Origin of the sequence: Saccharothrix espanaensis DSM 44229, from assembly GCF_000328705.1 — a bacterium.
Lineage (GTDB): Bacteria > Actinomycetota > Actinomycetes > Mycobacteriales > Pseudonocardiaceae > Actinosynnema > Actinosynnema espanaense.
In genome coordinates, this window is sequence record NC_019673.1 from 3,990,020 (window position 1) to 4,004,942 (window position 14,923).

Genomic DNA, 14,923 nt, shown 5'->3' on the forward strand with positions numbered 1-14,923 from the left:
GGTCGCTGCACGATAATTGCGGTATGTCGGTTGTGCTGAGTGTGGGGGAGACCCGCCGGAGCGGGTCGCGTGCGGTCCGTGGTTGACGCGCTGCGCAGGATGCCGTTCACCGCGGCCGTGGTCGCGGTGATGCTCGTGGTCGGGGTGGCGACCGGGGCGCTGTGGACCGAGGCGTCGGCCCAGCCGTGGTACGGGCAGGTCGCCTTCGGGGTGCCGGCACTGGAGGCCGGCCGCTGGTGGACGCCGGTGACCGGCGCTTTCCTGGCGTTCGTACCGCTGGCCTACCTGCCGATGGCCGGCTCGTTCGCGTTGTTCGTGGGGGCGGCCGAGTGGTTGCGCGGGACGAAGTTCGCGGTGGTCGCGGCCGTGGTGTCGCACCTCGGCGCGGTGCTGCTGAGCGTGCTGCTGCTGGTGGTGCTGCGCGCGACCGGCTGGGAGTGGGCGGTCCGCGTCGCGGGCACCGTGGACGTCGGGTTCTCGGCGGGCGCGCTGGCCGTGGGCGCGGTCGTGTCGGCGACCCTCGCACAGCCGTGGCGCAGCCGGATCCGGCTCGGGCTGGGGCTCTACGTGGTGGCGTCGTTCGTGTTCCTCGGCTCGCTGGCCGACGTGGAGCACCTGGTGGCCGGGGTCGCCGGGTTGGCGGTGGGCGCGCGGGCGGACCGGGTGCCGCGCGTCGAGGCGGTGCGGCTGGCGGTGGTCTCGGTCGTGGTCGTGACGGCGGCCGGGTTCGGGCTGGGCGCGTTCCTGCCGACGCAGAGCCCATTGGGGGACAACACCCAGGCGTCGACGGTGCTGGCCGGGATCGCGGTCTCGCTGGTGGTCGGGCCGCTGCTGGCGTTCGGCGTGCCGCGGAAGGTGCTGCGATGAGCGACTCGCGGTGGCCGCGCGGCGTCTACGGCACGGGCGAGGAGCCCGACTACCGGTTCAGCTTCGCCAACGAGCGGACGTTCCTGGCGTGGATCCGCACCGCGCTGGCGCTGCTCGCGTCCGGGGTGGCCGTCGACGCGGTCGACCTGGGGCTGCCGGGCGTGCTGGAGACCGTGCTGGCGCTGCTGCTGATCGGTCTGGGGCTGCTGTGCGCGGTCCTGTCGTGGGTGCGGTGGGCCAGTTGCGAACGCGCGATGCGCAACCAGCAGCCGCTGCCGTCGTTCGCGGTGGGGCTGGTGCTGGTGGCCGGGGTCGTGGTGGCGGCGGTCGTCGTGCTGGTGCTGAAGGTCTAGCGCGTGGACCGCGGCGCGCAGAACGAACGGACCGCGTTGGCGTGGCAGCGCACGGCGCTGGCGATGATCGCCGGGTCGGCGGTGCTGGCCCGGCTCACCGTCGACCGGGTCGGGCTGTTCGCGGTGGTGGGCATGGGGGTGACGGCCGTGCTGGGGCTGGTGGTGCTGGTCGCGGCCCGGTGGCGCTACCAGGAGGGGCGGCGCGGCCGGCGGACCGGCGCGGTGCTGCCGGCGGCGGTCGCGGCGGGCACGGCGGTGATGGTCCTGGTCGAGGTGACGGCCCTGCTGCTACCGCGCTGACCAGCGCTCTTGCTCTCCGGTGCAAGCGCCTTGCGCGGGTGTCCGGGCGGCCGGCAGCGTCTGCGGGGCACGAAGGACCTCGGGGAGGAGTCTCGTGATGAGCAAGATCCTGGCCGCGTTCGCGGTGTCCGTGTCGATCGGGGTGAGCGCGCTGGTGAGCGCGTCACCCGCGCACGCCGCGCAGGCGTGCACCAGCCTGGCCGGCCCGGCGGGCGGCTCGCTGCCGCTGTGCAAGACCTGGAACTGGGACGGCAACGACTACGACGGCCGCTGGTGGACCAACGGCCCGTCGTCGCTGCCCTCTCACACCTACCTCCAGCGCCGGGAGGACGGGGCTGTCCACAACTCGGCGTACTCCGGCACGTACAACGACAAGTCGAAGGTCCACTTCAGGCTGTGCGACTCGCTCGCGGGGCGCTGCAACGGCTGGTGGTGACGCCCGGAGGGCAGGGCCGCTGACGACCGCCGGGCCGCGAGCCCGGCTCGGCGGGGTCAGGACGGTTCGGGCCGGCCGGGTCCGGGCCAGGCGTCGCGGGCGCGCAGGTGCAGCACGAGCGCGGCGATGTTCCACGCGTCGTCCTCGCCGCGGTGGTGCCGGCCCTCCAGCGGCAGGCCGGCGATCTCCAGCGCCTGGGACATCCCGGGCCGCTTGCGCAGCCCGTGGGCCGCGGTGAACGCGACCTTGGCGTTGGTGTGGACCCGGCCGAACGGGTAGCGCGTGCCGGTGGCCTGACACTGACGGGTGAACTGGTTGCGGTCGTAGTCGCCCCAACTCGCCCACGGGCGGGTGCCGGCGTCGTGCTCGGTGGCCAGCAGTCGGCACGCCTCGGCGAACGACAGCCCGGTGTCCACCTCGGCCTGGGTCAGGCCGGTCAGCTCGGTGCAGAACGCGCTGACCGTGCTGCGTCGCGGCCGGACCAGCACGCGGTGCTTGCCGACCCGCGTGCCGCTCGCCAGGTCGACCACGGTCAGCCCGATCTCCACGATCTCGCTGGGCTGACCGGGCGGCGGCTGCCCGTCCCAGCAGGTGGCCTCCACGTCGACCACGTTGAGCAAGGCGTTCTCCACGGCGGGGACGGTAGCCGACCGGGTCATCCGGCACCCCCGGTTTTCCGGGGTACCGTGCAGGCGTGAACCGCTTCGCCGCACTCCGCACCCGTCGCGCCTGAGCGCGGCACCCCGCCGCGCCCGCAGGCAGCCGAACACTCCCACGGGTACGGAGAACTTGTTTTGTTCACACCACATGCGGAACTCGACGCGCTCCTGGCCGACTTCGTCCGGTCGGCCCGCGACATCCTCGGCGGCAGCTACGTCGGCGCCTACCTGCAGGGCTCGTTCGCCCTGGGCGCGGGCGACCGGCACAGCGACTGCGACTTCGTGATCGCGACGACCACCCAGCCCGCCGGCGCGGCGGAGGCCGGCCTGCGCGCGCTGCACGACGAGATCCCCACCAGGGCCGGTTCCTGGGCGGGGGAGCTGGAAGGCTCCTACGCCGACGTCACGTCCCTGCGCACGGTCGCCGGCCTCGGCGTGCCGTGGCTGTACTGCGACCACGGCCACCGCGTGCTGATCCGCGACACCCACTGCAACACCCCGCACACCCGCTGGATCCTGCGCAACCGGGGCATCACGCTGGACGGCCCGCCGGTCGCGAGCCTGGTGGACGAGGTGCCGCCGGAGGCGTTGCGGGCCGAGATGCGCGCGGCACTGCCGACCGTGCTGACCGACGTCGCCAGGTGGGCCCCGGCCGACGTGGCGTGGACGCAGCGGTACATCGTGACCACCTGCTGCCGGATCCTCTACACCCTCCACACGGCACAGGTCGCGTCCAAACGGGCCGCGCTGGAGTGGGCGCTCGACGCGCTCCACCCGGACTGGCGGCCGCTGCTGACCCAGGTGGCGGGGGACCGGGAACTCGGCTGGGACCCGGCGCAGCGGCCCCGGCCGGGGAGCATGGCACTGACCCGGCGGTTTGCCGCATACGCGCGAGCATGGGCGGTATGACGGGCACGGGCCGCACGGACTGTAGTGCGGCCCACACCCCGTGGTGCCTGTCAGTCCTAGTCCGCCCGCACCGATGTGCTTACGGTGGTCGCAGCGCGGTCCGGTGTGCCCCCACCACCCCACCGCCGGTGCTGCGAACGGCCGTCCTCGCGGCGGCGACCGAGAGGAACCTGATCCATGTGCGCCGCCTGCGGTGTCCCGACCCACCAGGCCGACCCGGTCCCGGCCGCCGGCGAGGCGACCACGCCGCCCCGGCGGTTCGCCGCGCTGCGCAACAAGGACTGCCGGCCGTACCTGTTCGGCACCGGCCTGGCGATGATGGCCGACAACATCGAGCACGTCATCACCTACTGGGTGCTGTGGGAGAAGTTCCAGTCGCCGGCGCTGACCGGGTTCCAGGTGATCAGCCACTGGGCGCCGTTCCTGCTGCTGTCGGTGTGGTTCGGGTCGCTGGCCGACCGCTTCGACTGCCGCCGGGTGATCCAGGCCGCGCAGGTGCTGTTCATGGTGGTCTCGCTGGCCTGGGGCGTGCTGTTCCTCACCGACTCGTTGCAGATGTGGCAGGCGTGCGTCCTGCTGGTGCTGCACGGCATAGCGGGCGCGCTGTGGGGGCCGGCCGAGCAGTTGATGCTGCACGACTTCGTCGGCCACGACGAGCTGCCCAGCGCCGTCCGGCTCAACTCGACGTTCCGCAGCCTCGGGATCCTGTTCGGACCGGTGGTCGGCTCGGCGCTGCTGCTGGGCCTGGGCCCGACCGCCGGCATCTTCGCCAACGTGCTGATCTACCTGCCGCTGACGATCTTCCTGTTCCGCACGAAGTTCACCGGCCACACCCGGGACCACCACCCCCGGACCAGGGTCGGCCTGCGCGACTCGCTGCGGGTGTTCCGCGAGGTCCGGTCCAACCGGACGCTGATCAGCATGATCGTCCTGGCGGGCCTCGGGTCGTTCTTCATCGGCGCGTCGATGCAGACCTCCATGCCGATCTTCGCCCAGGAGCTGGGCGTCGGCGCGGCGGGCACCGCGTACGGGGTGCTGCTGTTCGCCAACGGCGCGGGCGGGGTCATCGGCGGGCTGCTGATGGAGGTGACCCGCCGGATCAAGCCGACCGTGCCGACGGCGATCATCGCCACCGCCGTCTACGGGCTGACCGGGCTCGGGTTCGCGCTGACCGGCAGCTACCCGCTGGCGGTGGGCCTGCTGGTGGTCGGCGGCGTGGCCAACCTGGCGTCGATGTCGATCACCCAGACCGTCGTGCAGCTGCTCAGCCCGCCCGCCGACCGGGGGCGCGTGCTGGGGCTCTACGGCCTGTCCTCCGGAGGCCTGCGCACCGGCAGCGGGTTCACCGTGGGCCTGCTGGGCGTGTACGTCGGCGTGCCGATGGCCTTCGCCTACAGCTCCGCCGCGCTGTGCCTGGGCACCCTGGCGGCCGGTGTGCACGCCCTGAGGGGGCGGCGGGCCGCGTCGGCGGCATGATGTAGGGCGTGGAGTCGACCCGTGTGGACCGCTGGCTGTGGGCGGTCCGGCTGACCAAGACCCGCCCGGACGCCGCGGCGGCCTGCCGGGGCGGGCACGTCCGGATCAACGACCGGCCCGCCAAGCCCGCGACGGTGGTGGTGCCGGGCGACCAGGTGCGCGCCCGCGTCGGCGACACCACGAAGGTGGTCGAGGTGGTCCGGGTGATCCAGAAGCGGGTCGGCGCGGCGGACGCGGCGACGTGCTTCATCGACCGCACGCCCGCCCCGCCGCCGGACGCCGCCGCGCCGGTGGCCCGCCGCGAACGCGGCGCGGGCCGCCCGACCAAGCGCGAACGCCGGGTCCTCGACCGCTTCCGGACCGGCGACCACTGACCGCCCCGCCGGCCGGCCGCGCGCTGACCGGGCCCGGTGGGCACCGAGCCGGGCTGACCGGGTCGGTGGGGCAGAAACCCGCAGATCGGCCCTACCGGACGACCCCGCGACAGGGGGACCGTGGAGCGGTCGACAACCGGACGCCTGACCCCGCGGGGTCAGCCGACCAGCGGATCCGGTGTCCAGCTCCGCCGATCCGCCGGGTCGGGCACGGGGACCGCGGTGGCCGCCAACGCGGACAATCCCGCGATGCCGCCGAACGCGGCCACGGCGTCCCCGTGCCCGACCGCCACCCGCACCCCGTAGCGCCCGCCCGGGTCGAGCACGGTGACCCCGTCGCCGGTGACCGCCGCGGGCCGGCCCGCCACCAGGGCGTCCGCCGGCAGGTCCCGGCCGGGCAGCGCGTCGGACCGCAGGCCGACGACCACCGTCGCGCCGCCCCGGGCGAGTTCGACGGCGGCCAGCTCACCGGCAGCCGGTGAGCCGGTCGACCGCACCGGGACCCGCACGGCGACCAGCCGCACCGGCACGTCCGGGTCGAGGGTGAACGGCACGGTGACCGGCCGGCCGTCCGCGACAACGCTCTGCGCCACCCGGTGCGCGCGGTCGCGCAGGTCCGGGAAGGCGGCGTCGAGGCGGACCACCGCCCATGCCCGGTCGGCCCACTCCCACACCACGTCCGTCCCGGACCAGACGGCCGCGCGGCCGGCCACGTCCGGCGCGGGGTCGCCGGCCGGCCGCCAGTCCGGACCGGTCTGGCCGGGGTGGCCGCCCGCCGGGTAGAGGGTCACCGCGCCGCCCGGCGTGTCCGGGTGGTCGGCGAGCCCGAGCGCGATCTCCTGGCGGTCGGCCGCCGTCCGGTAGGCCACCGGCGTGAACCCGCCCGCCGACCCGGCGGACACCGCCTGCCGCAACGGGTCCAACGTCGTCGCGGGTTCCGGTGCCCGGTCCCGCAGCGCCCAGGACGACACCGTGACGACCACGCACACCACCACCGCGGCGGCCACCGCCGACAACGCGTTCCTGGTGCGGCGACGGCGTTTCCCCTCCCGGATCGCTTGTGCGACGTCGACCGTCGTGTCCGTGCCGGGTCGGACGGAACGCAACGGGGCCACGCCACCGACAGGTCGGCGACGAACCGCAGCACCAGCGCCGCCCGCACGCGCGGCGACAGGCGGCGCAGCGCGGACCACACCACCTCGCGGGTCTCCACGTCCGGCAGGTGCGTGCTCGGGCGCGGCAGCTCCTCCGCGCGGCCGACCAGGCGCACCAGGCTCCAGCGGCGGCGGTGCTCGTTGAGGAACACCCGGACCGGGACGGTCCGCGCGTAGGCGTCCGGATCCGTTGCGGCACGGGCCTTGCGCCAGTGCGCGTAGAGCCGGGTGATGGCGATCTGCACGACGTCGTCGGCGCGGTGCGCGTCGCCGCACATCAGGCGCGGTGCGCGTCGCCGCACATCAGGTGCGCGAGCCGGCGCAGGCGGGGGAGCCGCGCGTGGACGAACCCGGTGAACTCCTCGTCGTCCGACGACCTCACCGCGAACCCCACGCCCACAGCCTCGACCCCGGCGGCTCCCGCTGTCACGCGAACCGCTTCCCGAAGTGCCCGCGCGTCGTGGCCGGCGCCCAGAGCAGGCCCAGCACGACCGCCGACAGCGCCCACCCGGTCACCAGGTCGGCGCGCACCTCCACCTCCGGGTAGGAGGCGAACACGAAGTACCGCCCCACGGCTTGGAAAGCTGGCAGGACCGTGATCGCCACCCGTCCCGAGTTCCGTCCGGAGTGGACGGTCACCGCGAGCCACAGGTAGAGCACGGCGCTGATCGGGTGGTAGACCGTGCCGGGGTTGAAGGTCGCCGCGTCCGGGGTGGCGAGCAGCCGCCAGACGTCCTGCACCACGATCGTGACGTGGTTGAACGCGTGCACCCCGATGCCCACGGCGGCGACCAGGACGGCGGGTGGGGCGGGGTTCGGTGCGGACCTGACGACCTCCGGGCCGTGTCGACTCCTTGTCACCCCGAAGACACCGCGAACCGGACCACAGGACGTGTGAGCCCGCTCACGTTTCCTGGGTGTGGGGTCCCGTGTCCTGCGGTCCGCGCGTCGGAGTGGCATGGGTCGTGTGTGGTGGCGTTCGCCTTGGTTGCCGTTCGGGGCCGCGGTGGTGCCGGTCGTGCTCACGCTGTGGGCGGGCTCGGTGCCCGGCGGGTACTGGGGGATGGGGTTGACCGCGCTCGCGTGCTGGGCCGTGGTCGGCCTCGCGTGGCTGGTGCTCCTGGTGCTCGCGATCCGCGCGCTGCCGGTGCCGCGCCGGCCGAACCTGGCCCGGCTGTGGGCGTTCCTCGCCGTGCCGCTGCTGTTGATCGCCACCGCCCTGACCGCGCGCAGCGGCGTGACCGAGCACGCGGCGTTCGCCTTGCACCGGTCGTCGCTGGAGGCGTTGGCGACCGAGACCCGGGCCTCGGTCGAAGGGCGTGCCTCGGACCGCGCGTTCCTGCTGCTCACCGTGTCCCACTCCGTGCGGGACACGGGGACTGGGTGCGTCCTGATGACCGTGCGGGACGCGGGTTTCCTCAACTCCACGGGCTACGCGCACTGCCCGGACCGCGCGCCGGCGAACGTCAGGGCCGGCGGCGACGGCTACACGTTCGAGCACCTCGACGGCCCCTGGTACGTCTTCGTGTTCCAGTGGTGAATCCACCCGGATGGCGGCGGTGGGTTGGGCTAACCGTCCGTGCCGCGGCGACGACCTAGTGGGCCGAGGTCCGCGGTCCGCCCAGCTGGGACCGGTGCAGCGGGGCGAGGTGGTGCTGGTCGGGTCCTGGCGCCGGGCCGAAGCCGTCGTTACGGCAGCCGGCGGCGGCCGGCGAAACCCAGGTCGGCGCGGTGGTACCAGTCCAGGCCGGTGTCGCCCTCCAGCCAGCACAGCAGCACCGGCACACCGTCCAGTTCGGACGGGAAGTCCACCAGCAGCGGCGCGAAGCCCTTCAGCTCCGCGCCGGTCGCCTGCACGGTGCTCATCAGGTCGTCCAGCCGGGCCTGGGCGGCCTTGAACTCCGGCAGGCCGCCGAGGCCGGTGCTCTCACCCGTGGCCAGCGCGGCCGAGAGCTCGGCGGCGTCGGCCCGCAACGCCACGATCTCGGCCAGCACCGGCCGCAGCCGGTCCAGCTCGTGCCGCGCCTCGGGCAGCGTGAAGAGTCCCAACGTCCTACCTCGCGGAGTGGTCCGGATCGACAGGACACCAGGCTACGGGGTCGGTGTCCACGGGATCGGTGTCCCCGGTGGGCGGGCCGGTCAGCGGATCCAGCCCAGGCGCAGGAAGACCGACTCGCCCGGAGCGTCGTCCAGCCCGTCGTTGTCCACCACACCGACCAGCCGGCGCAGCGGGCCGTAGCCGACGACCGCGATGCCCTCGACCTTGTCGTGCGCGGTCGCACCGTCCGCCTTCACCGCGGGCAGCACGTCCCGGGCGAGGGTCTTGGTCACCACCGGCTTCGGCTCACCCGCCGCGGCAGGCGTCAGCGTGCCGATGTCGACCCGGTAGACCTTCTTGGTGGCCGCGCTGTCGCCGCGCTGGTTGTCCCGCTCCAGCACCAGCAGCGTGCGGTCGTCCAGCGCGGTCACCTCCGACAGGCCGATCCAGCCGCCGGCCGGGGCGGCGTCGAGCGGGTAGGCCGCGAACGCCCACGCGCCGGTCGCGGGCGTGAACCGGGCCAGCGTCGCCTGGCGCGGCTGGTCGGCCTTCCACTCCCGCTGCACGGCCAGCCACACCTGCTCGGACGCGCCGCGCCCGGTGACCGTGACACCCTCGAACCCGTTGCTCGTCGCGGTCGCCGCGACGGACGCGGGCAGCGGCACCTCGCGCACCACCGCGCCCGACCGGTCGACCTCGACCAGCAGGTTCGGCAGCTTCTTGCCGTCGCCCTCCGACGCCACCCAGTAGCCGCCGCCGCGCCGGGCCGCGATGCCCTCGCCGTCGTAGCCGACCGGCGTGCCGTCCTTGGTCAGCGTGAGTTCGGCGCGCACCCTCGCGGGGGCGGCGAGCGTGTCGACGGTCAGGATCCGGGTCGGCCGGTACGCCGAGTCGGTGACCGCGACGACGTTCCGGTGGTCACCGGGGATGCCGGACAGGCCCGACAGCGCGCCGAAACCGATGCTGTCGGACACGATCGACGGCGTGCCCTGGTTGCGCTGCAACGACAACGCCAGCGGCGTGCGGGTCAGCCGGTAGGACGTCAGCGAGGAGCGGATCCCGTCCTTGGCCGAATCCTCCTCGGCGGACACCACGAGCGTGCCGGTCGCCGGGATCGGCAGCAGGCCCTCGGGGGCGACGCCGGTCGGCAGCGCCTGGAGGAACCTCGGCCGGCGCGGGTCGTCGACGTCGTAGACGGCGACCAGGTTGGCCCGCTCCAGACCGACGAACGCGTACTTGTGCCGCCCGAACCGGGCGACCGCCAGGCCCTCGGGCTCGACGCCCTTGTTGTCCGACCGGCCGTCCGGGTACTGGCCCTGCTTGATCGCGACCTGGTCCAGCTCGTTGCCGGAGGAGAACACCACCCGGCCGGACGCGGCGTCGAACACCGTCCACGTCCGCGAGCCGCCCCGGTAGTCGCCCTCGTCGGCGGTGCCCAGCGTGCGGTCGTCCAGCCACGCCACCGCGTCCGGCTCGCGCGGCGCGGTGATGGTCTGCGCCGGGTCGATGCGGCCGTCGTCGGCGGTGTCCACGCCGCGCACGGTCGCGGAGCCCGCCGGGAAGTGGTTGACCAGCTTGCCCGAGCGCAGGTCCACGACCGCGACGTGGTTGTTCTCCTGCAAGGTGACCGCCACCTGGCCGCGGCCGTTGATGCTCACGTACTCGGGCTCCGGGTCGCTCGGCGCGACCTCGGCGATCCCGGTCAGCTCCACCCGGCGCTGCGCCCACGACGCGGGCGCGCCCTTGAGGTCCACGATGGTCAGGAACCCGGCCGGGGCCTGCGGGATCGCGCCGCCGTCGACGTCTTCATCGCGCTCGTTCTCGATCGCGACGGCGGCGTACCTGCCGTCCTCGGAGATGTCGATCGAATCCGGCTGGCCACCGAGGTCGTGCGTGGCGACGACCTCGCGGCCGTCCAGCTCGACCACCAGCAGCACACCGGACGGCGTGGCGCGCGACGGCGAGGTGTTGACCGCGACCAGGGCCAGCTTCCCGACGATGTCCACCGAGGTGGGCTCGCCGGGCACGGCCAGCGTGCCGTCCGGGGTGAGCCGGCCGTCGCGGACCTTCGTGAACCCGATTCTGCGGCCGGGCGAGTCGGTGTGGACGACCGTTCTGCCGTCGGCGGTCGCGGCAGCGATCTCGGCCGCCGTGTGCTCGGCGGCCGAGCTGTTGCGGAACACCGGCATGGTGTCGACCCGCTGGAACCGCTCGGTCCCGGTCGCGCCGGCGGGCGGCGCGCACACCGACATGCTCACCCCGCAGGCCAACAGACCAGCGAGAACACGAACCGTACGGGTCACGGTGCCTCCAACCTCGACGACGGGCGCGCGCTTTGTAACCCACGAGGGCGTCTACGAGGTGAACGTGCCATGGCCGCCGGACGACCGGTGCCGCCGGTCAGCCCAGGCTGCCGTACGCGGCCAGCACCAGGTTCATCCCCCGGTCGTCGCCGAGCGGGCCGCGTTCCAGCATCCGGTTCATCGCGTAGGCGACGGTCAGCCGGTTGCCCGGGTCGACCACGACCAGCGAACCGCCCCAGCCGCCCCACGAGCAGGTGTCGCCGCTGAGCGCGTAGCCCAGGCCGTACCGCATCGGCACGCCCAGCTGGTGGTCCATGCCCGCGTACTGCTCCTCCAGCACCCTGGCGCACGTCTCCGGCGAGAGCAGGCGCACGCCGTTCATCGTGCCGCCGCAGGCCAGGACCGATTGGACGGCCGCCACCGAACGCGCGTTGCCGTGCCCGTTGGCGGACGGCACCTCGGCCCGCCGCCACGCCTCGGTGTTCGCCACGGCGGGGTCGATCTCCGGGTTCGGCGGGGCGTCGAACAGGGCCGTCGGCGTCGGCCGGGGCCCGCGCTCGGCGGGGATGATCGGCGCGACCCGGTCGTGCGCGGCGAGCCCGATGTGGAAGTCGGCGCCCAGCGGGCCGGCGACGTCCTCGGCGAAGAACGCGCCCAGGCTGCGGCCGGTGACCCGGTGCACGAGTTCGCCGAGCAGGTAGCCCTGGGTCAGCGAGTGGTAGCAGCCGACCTCGCCGGCGGGCCAGCGGGTGGGCTGGTCGGCCAGCAGCGCGGCGGCCTTCGGGTGGTCGTAGAGGTCCTCGACGGTGATCGGGCGGTCCCACGTCGGCAGGCCCGCGGTGTGCGCGAGGACGTGCCGGACCAGGACGGCGTCCTTGCCGTGCGCGGCGAACTCGGGCCAGTGCGCCGCCACCGGGCCGTCCAGGTCGAGCGCGCCCCGGTCGGCCAGCACCAGCACGCACAGCGCGGCCATGGTCTTCGTGGTGGACCAGACGTTGACGATCGTGTCGCGTTCCCACGGGGTGGTGCGGGCCTCGTCGACGTGGCCGCCCCACAGGTCGAGGACGGGCCGGCCGTCCCGGAAGACCGCGAGGGACGCGCCGACGTCGGCGGTGTCGAGGGTCGCCGCGAACGCGTCGCGGACGGGGGCGAACTGCGGATCGCACGTGCCGTGGACTTCGGCCATGCGCGGCAACATAGACCGGGGAAGGTCCCAGGGGCGAAGCCATTTCCGTAGGCTCGCCCGGTGGACCTCCCGCTGCACGAGTCGTCGGCCGCCCTGCTGGACGGACCGGTGCGCGAGCTTCCGGACCGGATTGCCGACGAGGTCGCGGGCACCTTGGCCGCACGGCTGGAAATCAGCCCGGGGGAGGTGGACCGGACGGCGCTGCTCGCCGCGGCGGTCGCGGAGGCCGAGCGGCTGTCGGACATCGTGGTGCGACCGGAACACCTGGTGCTGGCGTGGGTGCGGATGATGGGCGGGCCGGTCGCGCGGGCGCGCGAAACGCTCCAGGAAGTCATGGCGGAACGGGCGCACCGCGACTACGAGAACCTTTCGCACGTCCCACGTCCGACTCCACCCCGTCTGGTGCTGGTGGCCGGGATCCCGGGCACCGGGAAGAGCACGCTCGCCGAAGCGCTGGCGTGGCCGTTGCGCGCCCCGGTGTTCTCGATGGACTGGCACCTGGGCGCGCTCGTGCCGTTCGGGGTGCTGCGCGAGGACAACGCGGTTCCGCTGGCCGAGGTCAACCTGACCGCCGCCGCCGCACGTCAGCTGCGGTTGGGGCTGGACGTGATCGTGGACGCGACCGGGCACCGCGCGCAGACCCGGTCGCGCTGGCGGGCGTTGGCCACGAAGCTCGGCGGCGTGTTCGTCGGCGTGGAGTGCGTGTGCTCGGACGAGCGCGTGCAGCGCACGCGGGTCGAGGGGCGGGCGCGCGGGATCCCCGGTTGGCACCCGACCGTGTCGTGGGAGCACGTCCAGCGGATGAGGTCCCTGTGGGAGCCGTGGGACGAGCCGCACCTGGTGGTCGACTCGGCCGTCGACCCACCGGCCGAAGCTGTGGAGAAGGTGTTGGCACGCCTGGGTTTCAGAGCCGGGTGAGGGTCTGCACCAAGGCGGTGTGGGTGTCCGGGTCGGCTGCCGCGACGAGGCCGTGCGGGCCGGTGTGCAGTGGGCCGCCCGCGATGCCCGTGACCACGCAGCCCGCCGCCTCGCACAGCGCGATCGCGCTGGTGAAGTGCACGCTGTCGCGCAGGTCGCCGGCCGTCACGTAGGCCGCCCGCCGGCCGCTCGCCACCCAGGCCAGGGCCAGCGTCGTGGAGAACACGCGGGGCTGGAACGCGGTGGTGAACGCGTTGTCGGCGAGCATCCCGAGCACCGCCTGGTCCGGTACGTCCAGGTTCACGTCGACCAGCCGGCTCGACGGGTCGGGGCGCAGCGGCTCGTCGCCCGCCACCCGCACCCGCGCCACCTCGCCGTCGGTCCAGAACACCTCGCCGCTGAACGGGTCCGCGACCGCCGCCGCGACCACCCCGGGCCCGACCCGCAGTGCCACGTTCACCGCCGCCAACGGCGTGCGCGCGGCGTAGTTCACGGTGCCGCACAACGGGTCCACCAGCCACACCCGGCCGGACCCGGGCACCGTGCCGCCGGTCTCCTCGCCGACGAAGGCGTCCGCCGGGCGCGCGTCGGCCAGCACCGCCGTGATCGCCCGCTCGGCGGCGAGGTCCGCCGACGTGGCGAAGTCGACGCCGGACTCGGCGAACCGCTCCAGCTCGCCGCCGAACCGGGACCGGACCTCGGACGCGCCGGCCACGGCCGCGCGGATCGCCACTTCGACGTCGGATTCCACGTCACCGACGCTACCGGGTCACCGCCGCCGGCTCTCCGCCGAGATGTGCCTGCCGGTGATCGTCAGCCCGCGGACCGGGGCTTGATGAGCGGCACGTCCCGCACCGACTCCCGGAACCCGACGCTGAAGTACAGGCCGCGCGCCTTGGGGTGGCCCGGCGCGCCCAGGCAGGCGACCGTCGCGTGCCCGGCCCCGGCCGCCCGTGCCAGGTGCATCCCGTGCAGCAGCAGCGCCCTGCCCAACCCCAGCCGCCGGTAGCCCGGGTGCGTCCCGACCGGCTCGAACTCGACGGTCTTGTTCGCCTCGTCCAGCCACATGATCGCGGAGGCCGCCATCGTCCCGTCCGGTGCCTCGACCAGGACGTGCAGGTCGGCGCGGTAGGCCGGCACCCGCCGGACGCCCTCGTAGGCGGCGGCCGTGTACGTCGAGGGCGCCCAGGCGTCGAGGTGGGCTTGGACGGCGGCCTCCGGCCCGGCCTCATCGGCGGTGCGGAACCGGAACCCCTCGGGCAGCACGGGCTGTTCCACGTCGGTGAGGTCGCGTTCGGTGAGCATGGTCCACGAACCGGTGTCGCCGAGCGCGTCGGGGTCGGTGCGGTAGCCGTGCGCCGCCCACCGCTCCAGGCCGAACTCGTCGGCGGCGCTCGGCAGCACCGTGCGCTCGACGTCCCCCGCCGTGCGGTCGAACCAGTCGATCACCTCGTCGACCAGCCCGGCGTGGTCGGGGTGGACCTGGTAGGCAAGGTAGGCACCGGTGACGTCCTTGACCGACCCGTCGTTGCGCCGCAACCGGTGCGGGAGGTACGTCCAGCCCCACGCGACCAGCTCGCCGTCGGCGAACCACAGCCGACGCGGCCAGCCCGCGCCGTGCTCGGCGTGCCCCTTGCCCCAGATCCAGGCCAGCTCGCCGTACGACGCGTCACTGTTCACCAGCTCCGGCCGCACGGCGGTGACCCGCTGCGCCAACCCTTGCATGAGCCGCACGTCCGCCGCGGTCACGAGCTCGACGTTCCCCATAGCGGTCACTGTGGCAGGACGCCACCGAACCGTCGAACCGTTTACGGCACGTGGTCGTGCTCGTCATTTGACGTCCGTCGACCGCGGAGTGTGCGGGATGACGCCGGCCTTCTTGACGACCGGGTGGGCCATGTGGCCGGGCCGGCGGGCGACGATCCGGGTGCCCGCCGTCCGCACCGACGC

Annotated in this window: 17 protein-coding genes and 1 pseudogene; 9 read left to right on the forward strand and 9 right to left on the reverse strand. The window is 74.1% G+C overall.

Going from position 1 to position 14,923, the window contains the following annotated elements; genetic code table 11:
- The first annotated feature begins 69 nt into the window (after positions 1–69).
- The 4 genes from BN6_RS17740 (at position 70) to BN6_RS17755 (ending at position 1,956) form a co-directional block, all read left to right on the forward strand.
- On the forward strand, positions 70–867 hold the full coding sequence (locus BN6_RS17740) for a hypothetical protein (RefSeq protein ID WP_015101068.1): 798 nt from the start codon (positions 70–72) through the stop codon (positions 865–867).
- Positions 864–1,220 (forward strand): YidH family protein, encoded by a 357-nt coding sequence (locus tag BN6_RS17745; protein WP_015101069.1) that lies wholly within the window; start codon positions 864–866, stop codon positions 1,218–1,220. The genes BN6_RS17740 and BN6_RS17745 overlap by 4 nt, the downstream gene beginning before the upstream one ends.
- A 3-nt stretch (positions 1,221–1,223) precedes the next feature.
- A complete protein-coding gene (locus tag BN6_RS17750; protein ID WP_015101070.1) occupies positions 1,224–1,520 on the forward strand; it encodes a DUF202 domain-containing protein in 297 nt (98 codons plus the stop codon).
- 97 nt (positions 1,521–1,617) lie between these two features.
- Complete coding sequence (locus BN6_RS17755; RefSeq protein WP_015101071.1) at positions 1,618–1,956, forward strand: hypothetical protein; 339 nt, start codon at positions 1,618–1,620, stop codon at positions 1,954–1,956.
- Positions 1,957–2,012: 56 nt separating this feature from the next.
- Here the strand turns inward: BN6_RS17755 and BN6_RS17760 are convergent, their stop codons facing one another.
- Positions 2,013–2,588 carry a 3'-5' exonuclease gene (locus tag BN6_RS17760; RefSeq protein ID WP_231905328.1) on the reverse strand — a complete coding sequence of 192 codons (576 nt, stop codon included), beginning with the start codon at positions 2,586–2,588 and terminating at the stop codon, positions 2,013–2,015.
- A 162-nt stretch (positions 2,589–2,750) separates the two neighbouring features.
- Between BN6_RS17760 and BN6_RS17765 the strand changes: the two genes are divergently transcribed.
- The 3 genes from BN6_RS17765 (at position 2,751) to BN6_RS17775 (ending at position 5,374) form a co-directional block, all read left to right on the forward strand.
- A complete protein-coding gene (locus BN6_RS17765) occupies positions 2,751–3,524 on the forward strand; it encodes an aminoglycoside adenylyltransferase domain-containing protein (RefSeq protein WP_015101073.1) in 774 nt (257 codons plus the stop codon).
- 177 nt (positions 3,525–3,701) lie between these two features.
- Positions 3,702–5,000 carry an MFS transporter gene (locus BN6_RS17770; RefSeq protein ID WP_015101074.1) on the forward strand — a complete coding sequence of 433 codons (1,299 nt, stop codon included), beginning with the start codon at positions 3,702–3,704 and terminating at the stop codon, positions 4,998–5,000.
- An 8-nt stretch (positions 5,001–5,008) separates the two neighbouring features.
- On the forward strand, positions 5,009–5,374 hold the full coding sequence (locus BN6_RS17775) for an RNA-binding S4 domain-containing protein (RefSeq protein WP_041313098.1): 366 nt from the start codon (positions 5,009–5,011) through the stop codon (positions 5,372–5,374).
- Between the two features lie 158 nt (positions 5,375–5,532).
- Here BN6_RS17775 and BN6_RS45755 read toward each other — a convergent pair whose 3' ends face one another.
- The 3 genes and pseudogenes from BN6_RS45755 to BN6_RS17790 form a co-directional block, all read right to left on the reverse strand.
- Positions 5,533–6,480: a hypothetical protein gene (locus BN6_RS45755; protein ID WP_231905329.1), complete on the reverse strand. Its 948-nt coding sequence runs from the start codon at positions 6,478–6,480 to the stop codon at positions 5,533–5,535.
- Positions 6,481–6,710: 230 nt separating this feature from the next.
- A pseudogene (locus BN6_RS50240) lies at positions 6,711–6,806 on the reverse strand (SigE family RNA polymerase sigma factor); the annotation flags it as partial.
- Between the two features lie 148 nt (positions 6,807–6,954).
- On the reverse strand, positions 6,955–7,389 hold the full coding sequence (locus BN6_RS17790; RefSeq protein ID WP_148302912.1) for a hypothetical protein: 435 nt from the start codon (positions 7,387–7,389) through the stop codon (positions 6,955–6,957).
- Between the two features lie 127 nt (positions 7,390–7,516).
- Between BN6_RS17790 and BN6_RS17795 the strand changes: the two genes are divergently transcribed.
- Positions 7,517–8,068 carry a hypothetical protein gene (locus BN6_RS17795; protein ID WP_041313106.1) on the forward strand — a complete coding sequence of 184 codons (552 nt, stop codon included), beginning with the start codon at positions 7,517–7,519 and terminating at the stop codon, positions 8,066–8,068.
- Between the two features lie 149 nt (positions 8,069–8,217).
- Here the strand turns inward: BN6_RS17795 and BN6_RS17800 are convergent, their stop codons facing one another.
- From BN6_RS17800 to BN6_RS17810, 3 genes are all read right to left on the reverse strand, one after another.
- Entirely contained in the window at positions 8,218–8,577 is a 360-nt protein-coding gene (locus tag BN6_RS17800; protein WP_015101081.1) for a DUF2203 domain-containing protein, read from the reverse strand.
- Between the two features lie 90 nt (positions 8,578–8,667).
- The gene (locus BN6_RS17805; RefSeq protein ID WP_041313108.1) at positions 8,668–10,869 is read right to left on the reverse strand and encodes an esterase-like activity of phytase family protein; all 2,202 of its coding nucleotides are present in this window, start codon (positions 10,867–10,869) and stop codon (positions 8,668–8,670) included.
- A 97-nt stretch (positions 10,870–10,966) separates the two neighbouring features.
- Positions 10,967–12,055, reverse strand: coding sequence for a serine hydrolase domain-containing protein (locus tag BN6_RS17810; RefSeq protein ID WP_015101083.1), 1,089 nt, complete (start codon positions 12,053–12,055; stop codon positions 10,967–10,969).
- 60 nt (positions 12,056–12,115) lie between these two features.
- Here BN6_RS17810 and BN6_RS43840 point away from each other — a divergent pair, with 60 nt between their 5' ends.
- A complete protein-coding gene (locus tag BN6_RS43840; protein ID WP_051075627.1) occupies positions 12,116–12,973 on the forward strand; it encodes an AAA family ATPase in 858 nt (285 codons plus the stop codon).
- On the opposite strand, the gene BN6_RS17820 is transcribed toward BN6_RS43840, so the two are convergent.
- Together BN6_RS17820 and BN6_RS17825 are read right to left on the reverse strand one after the other, a co-directional pair.
- Complete coding sequence (locus BN6_RS17820) at positions 12,960–13,724, reverse strand: inositol monophosphatase family protein (RefSeq protein ID WP_015101085.1); 765 nt, start codon at positions 13,722–13,724, stop codon at positions 12,960–12,962. The two genes, BN6_RS43840 and BN6_RS17820, sit on opposite strands and share 14 nt — an antisense overlap.
- Positions 13,725–13,786: 62 nt before the next feature.
- Positions 13,787–14,740: a GNAT family N-acetyltransferase gene (locus BN6_RS17825; RefSeq protein WP_015101086.1), complete on the reverse strand. Its 954-nt coding sequence runs from the start codon at positions 14,738–14,740 to the stop codon at positions 13,787–13,789.
- Positions 14,741–14,923 lie beyond the last annotated feature (183 nt).

Excerpts from the sequence above, each read along its gene's own strand:
- BN6_RS17745 (WP_015101069.1), top strand. The coding sequence starts at position 864 with ATGAGCGACTCGCGGTGGCCGCGCGGCGTCTACGGCACGGGCGAGGAG.
- BN6_RS17755 (WP_015101071.1), top strand. The coding sequence starts at position 1,618 with ATGAGCAAGATCCTGGCCGCGTTCGCGGTGTCCGTGTCGATCGGGGTG.
- BN6_RS17770 (WP_015101074.1), top strand. The coding sequence starts at position 3,702 with ATGTGCGCCGCCTGCGGTGTCCCGACCCACCAGGCCGACCCGGTCCCG.
- BN6_RS17810 (WP_015101083.1), bottom strand. The coding sequence starts at position 12,055 with ATGGCCGAAGTCCACGGCACGTGCGATCCGCAGTTCGCCCCCGTCCGC.
- BN6_RS17825 (WP_015101086.1), bottom strand. The coding sequence starts at position 14,740 with ATGGGGAACGTCGAGCTCGTGACCGCGGCGGACGTGCGGCTCATGCAA.